Raw genomic sequence first — 17149 nt, forward strand, 5'->3', positions numbered from 1 at the left:
GCGCAGGTTTTGGAAACCGGTATCAATGGCGCAAATCAGACACTTTCGGGGCCGAAGTGCCTCGCTTTCGAACCACCTGGAACCAGCCGCCCCATGACACGAACCGCGCGAATTCAGGCGATCCGGGCCCACCAGGCCGATAACGTGGCCACTGCGCTGGAGGCGCTGCCTGCCGGCGCGGCGGTCGAGGTCGAGGGGGCGGAAATACGTATCCGCGACGATGTGCCGGCCGGTCACAAGTTCGCGCTGGCCGGCTTGGCCAGGGGGGAACCGGTGATCCGCTTCGGCGCGGCGATCGGCCACGCGACGCGCGCGGCAGCCCCCGGCGAGCACGTGCACCGGCACAACCTCGCCACCGCGCTTTCAGGCGAAGTCGCCTATCGCCCTGCCGGGGCAGCGCAGGCGGCCGTAACGGCGGAACCCTTGCCCGCCTGGCAGGGCTATCGCCGGGAAGACGGGCGTTTCGCGACCCGCAACGAGGTCTGGCTCCTGCCCACGGTCGGCTGCGTCGCGCCGCTGGTGGAAGACGTGGCGCGCGAATGCGCTGCGCGCCATGCCGGGCGGATCGACGCGATCGCGGGCTTCGGCCATCCCCACGGCTGCTCGCAACTGGGCGACGATCTCGCCGGCACGCGCCGCGCGCTGGCCGGCCTGTGCGCCAACCCCAACGCCGGCGGGGTGGTCCTGGTCGGCCTGGGCTGCGAGTCCAACCAGCTCGACGAACTGGTCGCGGCCGTCGATCCCGCCAGCCGCGGCAAGCTGCGCGTCGTGCGGGCCCAGGACGCGGGGGACGAGCGGGTGGAAACCGTGCGCGCGGTGGACGAGCTGGTCGATCTCCTCGCCACCGTGGAGCGTGAGACGGCGCCCGCATCGGCTCTGGCCGTCGGTCTCAAGTGCGGCGGTTCGGACGCGCTTTCCGGCCTTACCGCGAACCCGCTGCTGGGCCTGTTCAGCGACCGCCTGGCGGCCAGCGGCTCGAAGGCCATCCTGACCGAGATTCCCGAGATCTTCGGCGCCGAGCAGGCGCTGTTCGCCCGCGCCACCTCGCCCGAGGTCTTCGCGGCCGCGGGCGACCTGCTCAACCGGTTCAAGCGCTACTTCCTCGACCAGGGGCAGCCGGTTTCCGAGAACCCCTCCCCCGGCAATATCGCCGGCGGTATCACCACGCTGGAGGAAAAATCGCTCGGCGCGGTGCAGAAAGGCGGACAGGCCCCGCTGGTCGACGTGATCGACTATGGCAGGCAGGCGACGCGGCCCGGCCTGACGCTGCTGGAGGCGCCGGGGAACGACGCCGTATCCTCGACCGCGCTGGCCGCGGCGGGCGCGACGATGATCCTCTTCACCACAGGCCGGGGGACGCCGCTCGGCTTCCCGGTGCCGACGGTCAAGGTCGCCTCCAACTCGCGCCTCGCGCGCGACAAGGCGGGGTGGATCGATTTCGACGCCGGGCGAATGCTGGACGAAGGGCGCGAAACCGTGGCAGGCGATTTCGCCCGGCGGCTGCTCGCCATCGCCAGCGGCGAGCCGACGGCCGCCGAACGCAGCGGCCAGCGCGTGATCTCGATCTGGAAGCGCGGCGTTACGCTCTAGCGCGCTATTGCCCGATCGCCTGCGGCAGCCAGAGCGACAGCGCCGGGACGTATGTGATCAGCAGCAGGGCGGCGACCAGCGTCAGGTAGAAAGGCCAGATCGTGCGCACCAGCGCGGTCACCGGCACCTTGCCCACGGCCGAGCCGACGAACAGCACCGATCCCACGGGCGGCGTGACGAGGCCGATGCCCAGGTTCAGCATCATGATGATCCCGAAATGCACCGGGTCCACCCCGACGCCCATGGCCACCGGCAGGAAGATCGGCGTGGTGATCACGATCAGCGGCGCCATGTCCATGAACGTGCCCAGCGCCAGGAGCATCAGGTTGATGATCAGCAGGGTCAGCAGCGGATTCTCCGTCATCAGCGCGATCAGCGAGGCCAGCGCCGCCGGCACTTCGAGCAGGGCGAGCGCGAAGCCGAAGGCGGTCGCCGCGGCGATGATGAACAGGACCATCGAGGCGGTCCGGACCGATTTGGCCGCCGCCTCCCACGTGCCCCGCCAGCCGAGGCTGCGATAGACGAGCGCGCCGATCGCGACGGTATAGACGACCGCCACGGCCGAGCTCTCGGTCGGGGTGAAGAAGCCGCTGAGAATGCCGCCCATGATGATCACCGCCGTCATCAGCCCCGGGATGGCGTAGGCCGCGGCGCGGATGAACTCGCGCCAGCCGGGGAAGCGCCCCACCGGCAGGCCGCGGCGCCGGGCGACCAGCCAGGCGGCGAGCATCAGCATCGCGCCCGTCAGCAGGCCCGGGACGATGCCGGCCAGGAACAGATCGCCGATCGAAACGCCGATCCCCGATGCCGCCGAATAGATGATCATGTTGTGCGACGGCGGGATCAGCAGGCCGACGATCGCCGCGGTGACGGTGACGTTGACCGCGTAATCGCCGGGATAGCCCTTGTCCCGCATCAGCGGCACCATCGTGGAGCCGATCGCGGAGGCGCTGGCAATGGCCGAACCCGACACCGCGCCGAACATCATAGAGGCACCGACATCGACGATGCCGAGGCCGCCGCGGACCCGGCCGACGGCGGCGTCCGCCACGCGCACCAGCCGGTCGGCAATACCCGCCCGGTACATCAGGTCGCCGGCGAAGATGAAGAACGGGATCGCCATCAGCGTGAAAACGCTGATGCCCGCCGCGACCCGCTGGACCGCGACGATCGGGGGAATGCCCATCGCCGCGAAGCAGCACAGCGCCGCCGCCAGCAGCGAAAAGGCCACCGGCACGCCGATCGCCAGCAGTATGAACAGCACGCCGAAGAGGACCAGGAGTTCCATCAGGCCTTGCTCTCCTCTGCCGGAACGCGGCCGCGCACGATCCGGGGAATTGCGAAAACGGTCATCAGCAGTCCGGCGATCGGCAGCGGTACATAGGCCGCCGCCCGGCTGATCCCCAGCGAGGGGACGGCATTGCCGCGCACGGCCCAGCACAGCTGCGCGCCGTAGATCAGCAGCACGATTCCGACGATCGCGACGACGAGCGCGACCGCCTGCGCAAGACCGCGGCTGCGCTCGCCCAGCCGCTCTTCCAGCAGGGCGATGCGGATGTGGAACCCCTCGTAAACGCCGGCGGCAGAGGCGAACATGACGTACCAGATCATCAGGATCAGGGATGCCTGCTCGGTCCAGGACGGGCTCGAATCGAGCACGAAGCGGCCGAAGACCTGCCAGGCGATGATCGCCGTCATGGCGATCAGCCCCGCGGCGCCGAAGCCGATCAGCCAGCGCGCGATTGTCGCAGCCATTATCAACCCTCCCTCATCGCGAGGATGCGTTCGACGATCGATTTCTGCCGCGGCGTGGTGATGAACTCTTCCCAGACCGGGCGCATCAGCGCGGCGAACGGTTCCTTTTCGACCTCGTTGACCGCCACGGACGAGGCGGCGATCGTTGCCTTCGCCTCGGTCACGCGCCTGTCCCACAAGCGCCGCATCTCGGTCACCGACAACCGGGCCGCCTCGCGCACCAGGTCCCGATCGCCGGGCGAGAGGCGGTCCCAGCTCGCCTTGCTCATCACCAGCGCCTCGGGCGTCAGCAGGTGTTCGGTCAGGCTCAGATGGCTCGCGACCTCGTAGTGGCGGGCGCTGACGAAAGAGGGCCAGTTGTTCTCCGCCCCGTCGATCACGCCCTGGGCCAGCGACTGGTACACCTCGCCGAACGGGATCGGCACCGCGTTCGCCCCCAGCGCGTTGATCATCGCGACGTAGAGGTCGGACGCCGGCACGCGCAGCTTCAGCCCCGCCATGTCGTCGGGCGTGCGGATCGCGCGGCGCGTGTTGTAGAAGCTGCGCGCCCCCGAATCGTAAATGCACAGGCCGATCAGGCCATGCGGCTTCATCGCCGCGAGAACTTCGTCACCCACCTCACTATCGACCACGCGCCGCATGTGCGGCACCGATTCGAACACGAACGGCAGCGAGAACGGCAACGTCATCGGCTCGATCGAGTTGAGCGGCGCGAAGTTGACGCGGTTGAGATCGAGCCCGCCGAAGCTGGTAATCTCCAGCGTATCGGTCTCGCTTCCCAGCTGGCCGCCGGCATAGACCTTGATCCCCAGCCGTCCGCCGGTCCGTTCGGACAGGTAGCGGCCCATGAACTCCACCGCCTTGACGGTGGGATAATCGGCCGGGTGGGCGTCCGCCCCGGTCAGCAGGCCGGACATGCGCGGCTTGCACCCCGGAAGGGCCGAGGCGGCCGAAAGCGCCAGCCCCCCGGCCAGCAGCCGACGCCGGGAGATCGCGCCGCGAACGACGGAGGACGAGAAACGGCCGCCCCCCATCCTCAGTCGTCCAGCGCCGTGAAGCGGAAATCGCGGAACTTCGCCTCGCCCGGTCCCGCGGCATAGAGGCCGGGGCGCAACATGTGGAAGCCCCCGCGGACATTGTGGTGGTACCCCGAAACCTCCATCCCGCGGTCGAAGCGGTGCCAGGTCCGCCCGCCATCGCCGCTGGTGTCGAAGGTGACGATGTGTTCGCGGTTCGTCACCCGCATCCGCATCCGGCCGCCGTGGGGGTTGGCCGGGCGCGCCCGTTCGATCCCGTACTGGTGCGTCACGAACCGTTCGGCGTCGAAGCCGAGCCCGCAATAGAGCTTGTCGTCATAGAACAGGACCATCCCCGCCCGGCCGCCGGGCGCGATCTCGATATCGCATTCGAAACGGTAACTGCGGTCGCCGGCCGTCACCAGCAGGGGCGAGCCGCTCGACGGGGCATCGCCCTTGCCGGCAAGCCGAAGGACGCCGCCGCCCGCGCGGACGCGATCCGCCTCATCCGCGGCGGGGCGGAAGAACGCCCACTTGCTGCCCAAGGCGAGCGGCCCGGAAAAATCGTCGGACAGCGCCATGCCGTGCGGCTGCGCCTCGCCCCCCGCGGGCTTGGCGATCGGCTGCGACAGGTCGCCGCCGGTCATTTCGAACCAGCCATCGGGGGTGAAGCGCACCGGGTCCATCAGGCACTGGCGGCCGAGCGTCCAGAACCCGTTCTCGTACCCGTGGTAGAGCGACCACCAGCTGCCATCCGGCGCTTCGACCAACGAGGCGTGGCCGCGCGACCACCAGGCCTCGTCGATCGAGGTCGTGCGCACGAGCGGGTTGCCCGGATGGTGTTCCCACGGCCCATGGAGCGAGCGCGAACGCGCGGCGATGACCATGTGCCCGGTCGGCGGCCCCGCAGTGCCCCCGACCGCGGTGAGCATGTAGAACCAGCCCCCGATCCGGTAGATCTTCGGCCCTTCGGGCGCGAAGCCCTCGACGATCCAGTCGGAAGGATAGCGCCACGGGTCGTAGACATGCTCGACCTCGCCCGCCAGCGAGAGGTTGTCGTCCGACAGGCGCACGCGGTCGCCGCCCGAAAGGAACAGCCAGCGGCTGCCGTCTTCGGCGACGGCATGGCACGGATCGATATGATCGTGCAGGCCCAGCGGGACCGGGTCGCTCCACGGCCCCTCGATCGCGTCGGCCCAGGTGACGAAGATGTCGTTGCGCGGGCTCGCCTTGACCGGGATGTAGAGCAGGTAGCGGCCGCGATCCTTGTGCAGGCTGGGCGCCCAGACGGACCCGATATTGCGGTGCAGCGCGGGCTTGAGCGGGCGCCAGTTCACCAGGTCGCGCGAATGCCAGATCGTCAGACCGGGATAGGCATCGAAGGTGGAGAACGTGACGTAGTAGTCGTCGCCGTCCTTCAGGATCGCCGGGTCGGGGCGATCGCCGGAAATGACCGGGTTCAGGAACGTGCCATCGCCCTGGTCGGGCACGCGCTGGTTGTCGAACCCGCGCCGGTAAGTGCGCGGCCCGGCGGCCCGGCCGCCCTGCGCCGCGGCGGGAAGCGAAAGGCCCAGCGGGGCGGCGAGCCCGGCCGCGCCGGCACCGGCGAGAAGAGTTCTACGGTCCATAATCGTCAGCTCAATCCTGTTCCGCGCGCCCATTCGCGCCACAGCTCGGGCCAGGCCGCGACCGGCTTGCCGATCGCCTTGCGCAGGCCGAAACCGTGCCCCCCGTGCCGGAAGAGATGGGTTTCGACGGGAATGCCCTTCTCCTTCAATGCGGCGCGAAGGATCAGGCTGTTCTCGACCGGGACGACATCGTCGTCCTCGGCATGAAGAAGGAAGAACGGCGGGGCGTCGGCCGGCACGTTCCGATCGGGTGAGTGCGCCGCTTCGAGCGCCGCGGACGGCGAAGCGCCGAGAAGGCGCTCGCGCGAGCCGGGGTGGGCATGCGGGGCCTGCATCGCCACCACCGGATAGACCGGCGCCGCACAGATCGGCTTCGCCCCCAGGCGATCGGCCGCGTCCACCGGCTCGTAGACGCGCCTTGCAAAGCGGGTGGCGAGGTCGGCGCACAAGTGGCCGCCGGCCGAAAAGCCCATCGCCGCGACCCGTTCCGGGTCGATCGCGAAATCGGCGTGGCGACTGCGGATGACGCGCATGGCGCGTTGTGCATCGGCCAGGCACACGTCCGGACCCGCGGCCCATCCGTCGTAGGGCAGACGATAGAACAGGACGAAGGCGGTGAAACCGCGCGCCGCGAGCCAGCGCGCCATCTCGTAGCCTTCCTTGTCCACGACGACGTGGCGATAGCCCCCGCCGGGAATCAGGAGTACGGCGGCGCCGTTGGGCCGGTCGGGCCGGAACACCGACAGGCGAGGCACGGCGATGCCGCGCACCGCGCGGTCGGTGACCAGCGGATCGGTCGAACGCTCCGCGACCTGTTCGACCGGCGCGCGCGCGGGCATGCCCGGGGCGCCTTGCGGCCAGAGATCGATCATCTCGACCGGCTGCGGAAGGCCCGGCGGCAAGGCACCGCCGGCCGAGGGGGGAGGCGTCTGGGCCGAAAGCCCCGTCGCCCCCAGGAAGGAAAGCGTGAGGCCCGCGCCGAGCACCGATCTCCGATCACTGTTCATGCGCGAGCCCCCTCGATCGCTTCCCTCGGACGGGATCCTAGAATTCGACGCGCGCGCCGACCATGATGATCCGTCCGAAGTGATTGTTCTCGTAGTTTCGACGCGTCGGATCGTCGGTCCAGCGGTAGCGGTACTGGTCGGTCAGGTTGTTCCCGTCCACCAGCAGCTCGATATTGTCGGTCAGCTTGTAGCGGATCGAGGCATCGAGGTTGAAGGTCGAACCGAAGCCTTCGAGGAAGTTGCCGTTGCCGCTGCCACCGGTGTTGTAGTCGCTGCGATAGGCACCCGAGACGCGGACCGAGAAACGCCCGTTGTCGTAGTAGATCGTGCCATTGGCCGAGTACTTCGACACGCCCGGGAAGGTGATCTCGTAGATCTCGCCCCCGAACTCCTCGTCGCGGTTGCTGTCGACGTAGGTGACGTTGCCGAGGATACCGAAATCGCTGACGAAGTCTGCGCCGGTAAAGGCGGAGAAGGGCAGGTTCAGCCCCAGTTCCAGCCCCTTGATGACGGCGCCTTCGCCGTTGATCGTGGTGCGCGATTCGAACAGGCGACCGGGATCGGTGCCATTGACCACGGCATCGTAGGCCGGCGTCCCCGAGGTGAGGAGCGAAGTCGGCAGGCCGCTCTGCGCATAGGTGATCTCGCGCGAGGCGCTGACCGGGAAGCTCTCGATGTCCTTCACGAAGCCCGCCAGCGACAGGATCGCGCCCGGGGCGAAGTACCATTCGAGCGAGAGGTCGTAGTTCCACGCCCGGTACGGCTCGATGAACGGATTGCCCGAGCTGATGCGGAAGTTGAACTCGTCCACCGAGCCGCCCGGCGTCAGCGAGCCGAGCGTGGGCCGCGTGATGACCTGCGCGATCGCACCGCGGACGATGAAGTTGTCCGCCGGGAAGATGTTCAGGTTCGCCGCCGGCAGGAAATCGTCGTAGCTGCGATCGACGTTGACGTACTGGCCCGAGACGAAGCCCTGCGAGGACTGGTCGGTATGGGCATAGCGCACGCCGAAGTTGCCGGTCATCCGCACGCCCGGGTCGATCTCGAAGTCGGTCTGGAAGTAACCGCCGGTCACTTCCTCGCTCACGCCCCGCTCATCGCCTTCGCGCGTCGCGGCCGGAATGTTGTAGAGATCGAGGAACGCGACCGCCGCGTCGAGATCGGGCACGATCCAGGCATTGGTGTTGCCCGCAGGCTGCCCGGCGTCGCCGAGTTCGAACAGCTCGGCCAGGTCGGGCGTGACAGGCGCACCGTAGGCCCCGGGCGCGCAATCGAAAGCCGAGCAATACTGGCTGTCGCGCCGCGCGCTCGTGGTGAAGAACTCGAACTTGCGATAGAACGGCCCGGCCGACAGCGTCAGGCCGTGAACCGGCTCGTACTCGAGATCGAGCGCGATGGTCTTGAACTTGTTCTCGACCCGGCTCGGCCGGTCGCGGAACTCCGCCAGCTGGAAGTTGCCCGGATCGGTCACGTCGGTGCCGAACGTCAGCCGGGGAAACTTCATGTCGGAATAGTCGTAGCTGTAGTCACCGTCGCGATCGTCGAAGATGATCGTGGTTTCGACGGGGATCGTCGCGTCCGACTTCGAGAAGCCGCCCGAAAGCGTGGCCGTGAAGTCGCCGAAACGCTGTTCGAACCGGCCGGAGACCTGGTAGAAATCGGTCTCGCTCTCGCGGTGGTAGCGTTCGTTGCGGATCCAGGCGTTCGACAGGTCGGCGCTGACGAGATTGGGGCCGTCGATCGTGTAGTCGACGACGTCGATCTCGTCCTCGTTCGAACGCAGGAGCACTTCGCCCCAGTACTCGTCGCGGTCTTCCTTGAAGTTCGAGTAGAGCGCGTTGATCTCGATGTCGGTGCTGTCGGTCGGGCGGAACTGGACCGCCGCCGTGGCACCGAGCCGCTCGCGCTCGTGATTGACGAGGCCGTAGCGCGGGATGCGCGGGTGGAAGGCTTCGCGCACTTCGACGCAGCCCGGGTCGGCCGGATTGGCCTCGCAATCGACTCCGCCGACCGAACGGAACGTGGCGTTGTTGGCCCAGCGGACCGAGTTGTTGCCCAGCTCGGCCGTCTCGTACTTCGACCATGCGACCGAGGCCGACACGCCGAAGGTCTCGTCCGCGTTGTTCCAGGCGGCAAGGCCGGCGAGGCGGGGCGAGATGTCGTCGTTGAGATCGTTATACCGCCCCTGGGCGGTGACGACGAGCTTCGTGCCCGCGCCATAGGCCAGCGGGTTGCCGGTGCTCAGATCGATCACCGCGCCCAGCGAACCCTCGTCCAGCTTGGCCGAGGCCGTCTTGTTGACGACGATCGAGTTGAACAGCTCGGAGGCGAACACGTTGAAATCGAACGCGCGGTCGCGGTTCGACGATGCGCCGTCGACCGATGTCGCGATCGTCTCCATCCCGTTCACCCGCACGCGGGTGAACTGCGCGCCAAGGCCGCGAACCGTGATCTGGCGCCCCTCGCCCGCGTCGCGTTCGATCGCGACGCCGGGAATGCGCTGAAGCGATTCGGCGAGGTTGGTGTCGGGAAACTTCGCGATGTCTTCCGCGACGATGACGTCGACCTGGCCGACCGCCTCGCGCTTGGCGGCGACAGCCGCGTTCAGCGATTCGCGAAAACCGGAAACAACGATGACATTGCCTTCATCGGCAACGTCGGCCACTGCCTCGTCACCGACTTCCTCGGCATCGAGCGTGCCGGCGTCCTGTGCGTGGAGCGCCTGCGGCAGAACGAGCGCGCCGCCGGCCAGCAGGGCCGCCTTCGTACGACGCGAAACGAGTGAGTACTTCATAACTCCTCCCAAAATGGCACCGGTGTCTTTTTGGGGTGAGCTTGCGGGCGCCTCAGCGCCACACCCATCCGACATCCGATCATTCCCAACTCCGGCCTTTTTTGGTAACCGGTGTCATTCTTCATTGCCTAAGCGGGCCAGCCTTGTCAAGTTAAGTCGGAGAGGAGATGTCATGAAATCGAGAATTACAACCCGCCTGGTCGCTCTTGCCGGGGCCTTCGGCCTGCTTCTTGCCGCCCCTGCCCAGGCCGCTCCGCCCGACCCGACCGAGGGCGGCAAGGGCGGCCGCATCATCCGGGTGACCACCCTCGCCAAGGACGGGCCCGGCAGCCTGGCCGAAGCGCTCGCCGCCAAGGGGCCGCGAATCATCGTGTTCGAAGTGGGCGGCGCGATCGACCTCGATCGCTCCACGCTGCGGATCAGCGAACCTTATGTCACCATTGCCGGGCAGACGGCCCCCTCCCCCGGCGTCACGCTGCTGCGCGGCGGGATCGACGTGAAGACGCACGATGTGAAGATCAGCCACTTGCGGGTTCTGACCGGCGCGGCCGGCCAGGCCAAGCGGAGCGGATGGGAAACCGATGCCTTCTCCACGGCCGGGGCGGCGAACGTCCTGGTGGAGAACAACACGTTCATGTGGGCGATCGACGAGAACATGTCGGCCAGCGGGCCGCGCTTCACCGGCGATACGATCGAGGAATGGCGCAAGGGCACGAGCCACAACGTGACCTTCCGCCTCAACCTCGCGGCCGAGGGGCTTGCCGATTCGAGCCATCCGAAGGGCGAGCATTCGAAAGGCTCGCTGATCCACGACAACGCCACCGGCATCGTCTTCGACCGCAATATCTGGGCGCACAATGTCGAACGCTCGCCCCTGGTTAAGGGCGGCGCGCAGGTCGCGCTGGTCAACAACCTGATCTACAATCCGCAGCTGCGCGCCGTGCACTACAACCTGATGGACCTCGAATGGGCCGGCCAGCCCCACGTCACGGGGGAGATCACCGCGGTCGGCAATGTCATGCGCGGGGGCAACGACACGGATGAAGGCCTGCCCTTCCTCATGCTCGGCGGCGTGGGCGACCTCGCCTATTACGGCCGCGACAACGTGGCGGTCGATCGCCACGGCAACGCGCTGCCCGAGTTCGGACGCTACGGCCACACCCGGGCGCGCCTGATTCGCGCAGACGCCCCGCTGGCCGATCTTTCCGGGTTCGATGTCCTTCCCTCGCAGGACGTGGAGACCACGTTGCTCGCCACCGCCGGTGCGCGCCCCTGGGACCGGGGCGAGGAGGAAATCCGCGTGCTCTTCTACATCGCCGAAGGACGCGGGGAGATCATCGATTCGGAAGACGAGGTCGGCGGCTATCCCGAGATTGCCGAGACTCGCGCCCCCTTCCGCGAGGCCGAGTGGAACCTCGACACGATGACGCCGCTCAGCGGCCGCTATCCCGGCCAGAAGGCCGGGGCGCAGGAGCACCTGTCGCCTCGCGACCGCGAAATGCGCGGGGACGCGCGGTGAGGCGCGGCTGGGCCCTGGCCGCGGCGACGACCCTCCCGGCCTGCGTGGCGGCATCCGGGGCGGGCCCCGCCGCGGCCCCGCCGATGGTGGTCGTTTCCGAAAGTGACGTGATGGTGCGCGAGGCGCCGCCGCATGGCGCGATCGGAATGTCCACCGCCTATCGCATCAGCGACGCGGCCCCGCAGCCGCGCACGATGGAGTTCCGCCGCCGCGTCCTCGACCCGGGTGCGGCGGTCGGCGAGCATCCGATCGCGCACGACGAAGTCTACTACGTCACCGCCGGCCGCGGCGTCGTGATCTCGGATGGGGAGGAGGCGGAATTGCGCCCCGGCATGGCGGCGTACCTCTACGAAGGGGCCGTCGTCGGCATCCGGCAGGTCGGCGACGAACCGCTGTCGATCATCATCGCCTATCCCGTGGCGCCGCGCGACTAGCCGCGGCGCCACCGACACAGCGCCCGCCGGCTCAGCTCCCGGGCTGGATATAGGGAGCCGTCGCCCAGAGCTCGCGCTCCCAGCGGCGCGGATCGGCGACCATCGCCGTGGACCCGTCGCCGATCACCAGCGTCGCGCGCTCGGGCAGTCGGTAGGCATCCCAGTGCGCCAGGCCCGGCCGCCCCGTCCGCGCAAGGCCGGTGAACGCCGCGATCATCGCCGCGCTCGTCTCGGCCGCGCCGCCTCCCGTGCCCGAATAGCTGCCGGGCGCGTCCAGCGTCCCGAAGACATAGGGAATGTCGTCGGTATGAGCCGCCCCGCGCAGCGGATCGACCGGTGACGGCCGATCGAGCTGGTAAACCCAGGTCGCCTGCGCGCCGGCGCGGGCGCGGGCGTCTGCCTCTATCACCTGGCCCGGCCAGCTCCGGCCCGCGGTCGTGGCGGCATAGAACAGGCGCGCGGGCGACCAGTCGGGGTAGCGCGCGCGATACCGGGCGACGACCCAGCGCGGGTCGAGGTCGATACGGATCTGGGGTGCCAGCCGTTCGGCGATGTTCGACCAGTCGAGGCCGGTGAGCACCGGGCCGCGCGGGTCGATGAACGCCCGTGTCTCGTCGCGCGTGTTGCCGAGGATCATCGGCACGTGCAGCGACCGGGGGGCTGCGTCGGGCCAGAAGGGGTGGCGCGGCAGGTTGGTCATGTCGAGCACCGGCCCGAAATAGACCCGGCCGCCCAGGATCGGATCGCGCGCCGCGAGGCCTTCCACCAGCCGTTCCGCCGGCAGGGAAAGCAGCGTCTCCATGTCCCCTTCGCGCACGCCGATCTCGCCCAAAAACGCGCGCGTGCGCTCCCGCGCATTGGCAGGGCCGCTGGCCGTTACCTGCTGGCCGCTCATCGTCGCGGCTGCATGGAAAAGGCCGTCGGCGGCGGGCATGGCCATGAGGGTCGCGATCTTGGCGCCGCCACCCGACTGCCCGAATGCCATGACCCGCGCGGGATCGCCCCCGAACGCATCGATATTCGCGCGCACCCATTCGAGCGCCTGGACCAGGTCGAGCTGGCCCAGGTTGCCGCTGTCGGCGAACCGGTCGCCCCAGGGCGAGAACCAGCCGTAACCGAACACGTTCAGCCGCTGGTTGACCGTCACGACAACGACATCGCCTTGTTCGGCCAGGCGGTGCCCGTGGGTCAGCGGGTCGGTGACTGTTCCCGAGGTATAGGCCCCACCGTGGAAATAGACCATGACCGGCCGCCGCGCGCGCGGGTTCGCGTCGGGCGTCCAGACGTTGAGGAACAGGCAATCCTCGCTCTGGCGATGATCCTGCAGCCCCAGTTGCGGGGCGATCGGGCCGAACCCGATGGCGTCGACCGGGCCGGTCGGCGCGGGCACCGGCCGGGGTGCCGCGAAGCGGCTCGCACGCGCATACCGGATGCCGAGGAAAGCCGCGACGGCACCCGTGCGCAGTCCGCGGTAGGGCCCGGCCTGCGGGCGCACGGGCGAACGCGCGGCCCAGGCCGGCGCGGCCGCGGCACCGGCTCCCGCCGCCATGCCCGCGACGACGAACGCGCGCCGGTCGATCCTAGCGCCGGACATCGCCGCCGCCGGCATCGAAGGCATCGAGTTCTGCCCGGGTGGCGAGGATCATGTCGCCGGTGAAGCCATGCTTCATCACCGCCATCGCGAGCGCAGACCTGGCCATGTCCTGCGCCGTGGCCCCCTCCAGATAACGCAGGATGAGGCCGGCGGCGAAGGCGTCGCCCGTTCCGATGCGATCGATCACGCCCTCGATCCGCACCTCTTCGGTCTGCCAGTGATCGTGGCGCCGGTCGACCCGGGCCGCGAGCCGGTGGACCTGCCCCGTTTCGACATGGCGCGCGGTCGAGGCGATCAGCTCCAGCGAAGGGAACGCGGCAAAGGCCGCTTCGGCCGCCTCGCGCCGCCGGTCGGGCCCTTCGCCGGAAAAGGTTTCTCCGAGCAGCAGCGAAATGTCGCGGTGGTTCCCGATCAGTACCCGCGCCCCGCCCACCATTTCGCGCAGGATCTCGCGCGGGTTCGAATCCCACGCCTCCCACAGGTTCGCGCGATAATTGCCGTCGAAACAGATCGGCACACCCGCCGCGCGGGCCGCGGCCTGGGCCGCCCGGGCAAGCTCGACCCCGCGGGGGCCGAGAGCAGGGGTGATGCCGGACATGTGCAGCAGGCCGGCGCCGCCAAGGGCACCGGCGAAATCGAGGTCCTCCGGCCGCGCTTCGGCAAAGGCGCTGCCATTGCGATCGTACGTCACCCGGCCGGCCACCGGCCCGGCGGGCGGTTCGAGGAAATAGAGGCCCATGCGGCCGGGGCCGGTCGCCATCGCCGCGATGTCCACCCCGGCCGCCGCCAGGGTGGACCGTGCCATCCGGCCGAGCGGATTGTCGGGCACGACCGTGAGCATTCGCGCTGCCTGGCCGAGGCTGGCCAGCGCCGCGGCGACATTGGCTTCGGCCCCGCCGACCGCCACGTCGAGCGCGTTCGCGCGCGCCAGCGGCAATCCGGCCGGCGGCGACAGGCGGACGAGCATTTCGCCGAAACAGACGACCGGTGCCGTCACAGGCCCGCTCACCGTGCCAGCCAGCCGCCGTCCACCGCGAGGATATGGCCCTGGACGTAGTCCGCGGCGCGGCTGGCGAGGAAGACCGCGGCGCCGCCGATATCCGCCGGATCGCCCCAGCGCTGCTCGGGAATGCGTTCCAGGATCTGGCGATTGCGCGTCTCGTCCGCCTGCAATGCGGCGGTGTTATTGGTCGCGATATAGCCGGGCGCGATCGCGTTGACGTTGATGCCCAGCGGCGCCCATTCGTTGGCCAGCAGCTTGGTCAACCCGCCGACGCCCGATTTGCTGGCGGTATAGCTGGGGACCCGGATGCCGCCCTGGAACGTCAGCATCGAGGCGATGTTGACGATCTTGCCGCGCGCGCCCTCCTGCGCAGCCCACTGCGTCATGTGCCGCGCGGCCGCCTGGCAGAGGAAGAACAGCGACTTCAGGTTCGTGTCCATGACCGCGTCCCAGTCCTCTTCGGAGAACTGCAGCGCGTCTTCCCGGCGGATGATCCCTGCGTTGTTGACCAGGATGTCGAGCCGGCCGAGCTTGTCGACCACGGTATCGACGACATCGGCCACCGGTTCGATCGACGACAGGTCGGCCGAAACCAGCTCGCACCGGCGGCCGAGCGCGCGGACCTTTTCCGCGGTCTCGTCGGCCCGGCTGCGGCCGACGGCAGCGATATCGGCGCCCGCCTCCGCCAGGGCCAGGGCAATGCCCTGGCCGATGCCGGTATTGGCGCCCGTCACGACGGCGGTGCGCCCCGTGAGATCGAAGGGGTTGGCTCCCATAACTCTCCCTTTCCTAGCAGCGTCCGGCGGCCACGCCATCCCGCGCGGCGGCCGGCCCCGGGCTCCGGCGGTTCGACCTGTTGGCCCGGATCGTGCGATTCCCGAAGGGCCCGCGGCCCGAAAACGTCAAAGGTTGCGCAGGTAGTCGCTGATCGCCTCGTCCTGCGAATTGGCGTAGAAATACTCCGCGAACCGCTCGCCCGCGATCGCCGCGCGCAGCAGGTCCTGATCGACGTTCTTCAGCACGGTCAGCATGTCGTGGCACGACGCGTCCTTCAGATCGGACAGGATGCCGCGGTTCTTGCGCATGACCTCGGCCCGTTCGCGCGGGTAGCCGGCGCCGGCCTCGTTCTCGAACAGCTTGCGATAGCAGTCCTGCAGGTTCAGTTCGGCCGCCCAGCCGAAGCCCTTGGCATAGGGCATCGAGATCGCGTTGCCGGCGTTGATCTGGTTGAACAGGAAGGCGTCGGTCGGGTCGATCACCAGCCCGCAGAAGACACCCGGCATCGAATTGCACGCCAGCATCGAGCCCATGCCCGTGCCGCAGCCGGTGACCACGAAATCGGCCGCCTTCGAATTGAGCAGGATGCCGGCCAGCAGGCCGTTCATCACGTAAGTCAGCGAAGCCGAATCCTCCGCCGTGTACATTCCGTAGTTGAAGACCTCGTGCCCGAACGGTTCGGCAACGGTCGTCAGCGCCTCGTGGATGATGCCGTTCTTGGCGGCCTGGCTATTCTCGGTGATGAGAGCGATCTTCATGGGTTCTCCCTGCCCGCGGTCGGGCTTCTGGTGCGAAATCTTCCGGTGTCCGGCCTCTTGCGTCGAAGTCGAGCCGAACGCTCGAGTCGACTTAGGAAACCGGTGTCAAAAAAGGCTTCTACTCGCAAAGCGGGGGTGATTTCAACCGGGCCGATCAGATTTCCGAAGCGGGCGGGGCGACCGATGCGCGGGTGACGAGCCGCGCGGGGAAGCACGAGGGGCGGGCCTCGGCGAGGTCGGGGGAGACCAGCTTGAGCGCGGCGGCCTTGCCCATTTCGCGGATCGGCCAGCCGACCGTCGTCATCGGGGGCCAGATATGGGCCGCGATCGGCGAATCGTCGAAGCCGACGATCGAGAGGTCGCGCGGCACGTCCACCCCCCGCTCCCGGGCGGCGTGATAGGCCCCCGCCGCCATCTCGTCGTTGCTCGCGAAAAGCGCGGTGATCCGCGGCTCCGCCCGCAACAGGCGGTCGGCACCCTCGACACCCGAACCGAACCGGTAGTTGCCCGGCACGATCGCCTCGTCCGGCACCGCCAGGCCGTGCCGGCGCATGGCCGAGAGAAAGCCCTCGCGCCGTTCGAAGGCGGAGCGGAAGCCGGCCGGCCCCTCGATCAGCCCGATCCGGCGATGGCCCTGCCCTACCAGGTAATCGACCACGCCGGCGACCATCTCGCGGTCGTTCGACTGGACCAGGTGCTCCGCCTCGTCGAGCGCGGCCGAACCCATGCGGACATAGCCGCAGCCCATTTCGCGGCACAGCGCGGCCAGCTCGTCGTCTTCCGAAATCGGCGGCAGGATCAGCACGCCGTAGAGGCGCTGGAGCTCGAGGAAGTTGCGAATGTCGTCCAGCATCTCGGGCGAATGGCGATCGACCGGCCGCACGACCAGCGCGAACTCGGTCTCGCGGATCGCGTCGAGCACCCCTTCCTGGAAATTGAGCACCGTCTGGGCATTCGGGTTGTCGTGCAGCAGGCCGAGCAGGAAATTGCGCCGCAGGGCCAGCGCCCGGGCCTGCGGATTGGGCACGTAGCCCAGCTGGGCGATCACCGCTTCGACCTTCTCGCGGGTATCCATCTTGAGCAGGGGCGAGCGATTGATCACCCGGCTCACCGTCTTCTTCGAGACCCCCGCGACGCGCGCGACATCGTTGATCGTCGGTTGCTTGTCCGACTTGTCCATCCACTCCAACTCCCACCCACCGGGGCACCCCGGCCTCTTAGATTAAGTTTCGATGCCGCCAAAGGGCCCCGTACCACAAAAGTTTTGACACCGG

Annotated in this window: 14 protein-coding genes; 3 read left to right on the plus strand and 11 right to left on the minus strand. The window is 68.6% G+C overall.

Translation table 11 applies throughout. The features are described 5' to 3' along the window. Positions 1-93 precede the first annotated feature (93 nt). Positions 94-1590, plus strand: a complete 1497-nt coding sequence (locus tag T8T98_RS13670; RefSeq protein ID WP_251104770.1) for a UxaA family hydrolase — start codon at positions 94-96, stop codon at positions 1588-1590. Positions 1591-1594: 4 nt separating this feature from the next. Here T8T98_RS13670 and T8T98_RS13675 read toward each other — a convergent pair whose 3' ends face one another. From T8T98_RS13675 to T8T98_RS13700, 6 genes are all read right to left on the minus strand, one after another. Then, the gene (locus T8T98_RS13675; RefSeq protein ID WP_160734148.1) at positions 1595-2878 is read right to left on the minus strand and encodes a TRAP transporter large permease; all 1284 of its coding nucleotides are present in this window, start codon (positions 2876-2878) and stop codon (positions 1595-1597) included. Then, complete coding sequence (locus T8T98_RS13680; protein WP_251104769.1) at positions 2878-3345, minus strand: TRAP transporter small permease; 468 nt, start codon at positions 3343-3345, stop codon at positions 2878-2880. The genes T8T98_RS13675 and T8T98_RS13680 overlap by 1 nt, the downstream gene beginning before the upstream one ends. 2 nt (positions 3346-3347) lie before the next feature. Continuing rightward, the gene (locus tag T8T98_RS13685) at positions 3348-4262 is read right to left on the minus strand and encodes a TRAP transporter substrate-binding protein (protein ID WP_251104768.1); all 915 of its coding nucleotides are present in this window, start codon (positions 4260-4262) and stop codon (positions 3348-3350) included. A 119-nt stretch (positions 4263-4381) separates the two neighbouring features. Continuing rightward, complete coding sequence (locus T8T98_RS13690) at positions 4382-5989, minus strand: family 43 glycosylhydrolase (protein WP_251104767.1); 1608 nt, start codon at positions 5987-5989, stop codon at positions 4382-4384. A 5-nt stretch (positions 5990-5994) separates the two neighbouring features. Beyond that, positions 5995-6996, minus strand: coding sequence for an alpha/beta hydrolase (locus tag T8T98_RS13695; RefSeq protein ID WP_251104766.1), 1002 nt, complete (start codon positions 6994-6996; stop codon positions 5995-5997). A 37-nt stretch (positions 6997-7033) separates the two neighbouring features. After that, positions 7034-9790: a TonB-dependent receptor gene (locus T8T98_RS13700; RefSeq protein ID WP_251104765.1), complete on the minus strand. Its 2757-nt coding sequence runs from the start codon at positions 9788-9790 to the stop codon at positions 7034-7036. Positions 9791-9962: 172 nt separating this feature from the next. Between T8T98_RS13700 and T8T98_RS13705 the strand changes: the two genes are divergently transcribed. Both T8T98_RS13705 and T8T98_RS13710 read left to right on the plus strand, forming a co-directional pair. Next, the gene (locus T8T98_RS13705; RefSeq protein WP_251104764.1) at positions 9963-11309 is read left to right on the plus strand and encodes a pectate lyase family protein; all 1347 of its coding nucleotides are present in this window, start codon (positions 9963-9965) and stop codon (positions 11307-11309) included. 83 nt (positions 11310-11392) lie between these two features. Continuing rightward, positions 11393-11743, plus strand: a complete 351-nt coding sequence (locus tag T8T98_RS13710; protein WP_160734223.1) for a cupin domain-containing protein — start codon at positions 11393-11395, stop codon at positions 11741-11743. A 31-nt stretch (positions 11744-11774) separates the two neighbouring features. Here the strand turns inward: T8T98_RS13710 and T8T98_RS13715 are convergent, their stop codons facing one another. The 5 genes from T8T98_RS13715 to T8T98_RS13735 form a co-directional block, all read right to left on the minus strand. Further along, complete coding sequence (locus T8T98_RS13715; protein ID WP_251104763.1) at positions 11775-13337, minus strand: carboxylesterase/lipase family protein; 1563 nt, start codon at positions 13335-13337, stop codon at positions 11775-11777. Further along, entirely contained in the window at positions 13324-14334 is a 1011-nt protein-coding gene (locus tag T8T98_RS13720) for a sugar kinase (protein WP_251104762.1), read from the minus strand. Before T8T98_RS13720 ends, T8T98_RS13715 begins: the two co-directional genes overlap by 14 nt. 8 nt (positions 14335-14342) lie before the next feature. Continuing rightward, entirely contained in the window at positions 14343-15116 is a 774-nt protein-coding gene (kduD, locus tag T8T98_RS13725; RefSeq protein WP_160734157.1) for a 2-dehydro-3-deoxy-D-gluconate 5-dehydrogenase KduD, read from the minus strand. Positions 15117-15242: 126 nt separating this feature from the next. Further along, positions 15243-15875: an RpiB/LacA/LacB family sugar-phosphate isomerase gene (locus tag T8T98_RS13730; protein ID WP_160734158.1), complete on the minus strand. Its 633-nt coding sequence runs from the start codon at positions 15873-15875 to the stop codon at positions 15243-15245. Positions 15876-16029: 154 nt separating this feature from the next. Further along, entirely contained in the window at positions 16030-17055 is a 1026-nt protein-coding gene (locus T8T98_RS13735; RefSeq protein ID WP_160734159.1) for a LacI family DNA-binding transcriptional regulator, read from the minus strand. Positions 17056-17149 lie beyond the last annotated feature (94 nt).

It is taken from the genome of Pelagerythrobacter marinus (genome assembly GCF_034375205.1).
Taxonomy (GTDB): Bacteria; Pseudomonadota; Alphaproteobacteria; order Sphingomonadales; family Sphingomonadaceae; genus Pelagerythrobacter; species Pelagerythrobacter marinus.

What these genes read in the sequence shown, in the direction of transcription:
- T8T98_RS13670 (WP_251104770.1), top strand. Translation starts at nt 94, where the DNA reads ATGACACGAACCGCGCGAATTCAGGCGATCCGGGCCCACCAGGCCGAT.
- T8T98_RS13675 (WP_160734148.1), bottom strand. Translation starts at nt 2,878, where the DNA reads ATGGAACTCCTGGTCCTCTTCGGCGTGCTGTTCATACTGCTGGCGATC.
- T8T98_RS13680 (WP_251104769.1), bottom strand. Translation starts at nt 3,345, where the DNA reads ATGGCTGCGACAATCGCGCGCTGGCTGATCGGCTTCGGCGCCGCGGGG.
- T8T98_RS13685 (WP_251104768.1), bottom strand. Translation starts at nt 4,262, where the DNA reads ATGTCCGGCCTGCTGACCGGGGCGGACGCCCACCCGGCCGATTATCCC.
- T8T98_RS13690 (WP_251104767.1), bottom strand. Translation starts at nt 5,989, where the DNA reads ATGGACCGTAGAACTCTTCTCGCCGGTGCCGGCGCGGCCGGGCTCGCC.
- T8T98_RS13695 (WP_251104766.1), bottom strand. Translation starts at nt 6,996, where the DNA reads ATGAACAGTGATCGGAGATCGGTGCTCGGCGCGGGCCTCACGCTTTCC.
- T8T98_RS13700 (WP_251104765.1), bottom strand. Translation starts at nt 9,790, where the DNA reads ATGAAGTACTCACTCGTTTCGCGTCGTACGAAGGCGGCCCTGCTGGCC.
- T8T98_RS13705 (WP_251104764.1), top strand. Translation starts at nt 9,963, where the DNA reads ATGAAATCGAGAATTACAACCCGCCTGGTCGCTCTTGCCGGGGCCTTC.
- T8T98_RS13710 (WP_160734223.1), top strand. Translation starts at nt 11,393, where the DNA reads ATGGTGGTCGTTTCCGAAAGTGACGTGATGGTGCGCGAGGCGCCGCCG.
- T8T98_RS13715 (WP_251104763.1), bottom strand. Translation starts at nt 13,337, where the DNA reads ATGTCCGGCGCTAGGATCGACCGGCGCGCGTTCGTCGTCGCGGGCATG.
- kduD (WP_160734157.1), bottom strand. Translation starts at nt 15,116, where the DNA reads ATGGGAGCCAACCCCTTCGATCTCACGGGGCGCACCGCCGTCGTGACG.
- T8T98_RS13730 (WP_160734158.1), bottom strand. Translation starts at nt 15,875, where the DNA reads ATGAAGATCGCTCTCATCACCGAGAATAGCCAGGCCGCCAAGAACGGC.
- T8T98_RS13735 (WP_160734159.1), bottom strand. Translation starts at nt 17,055, where the DNA reads ATGGACAAGTCGGACAAGCAACCGACGATCAACGATGTCGCGCGCGTC.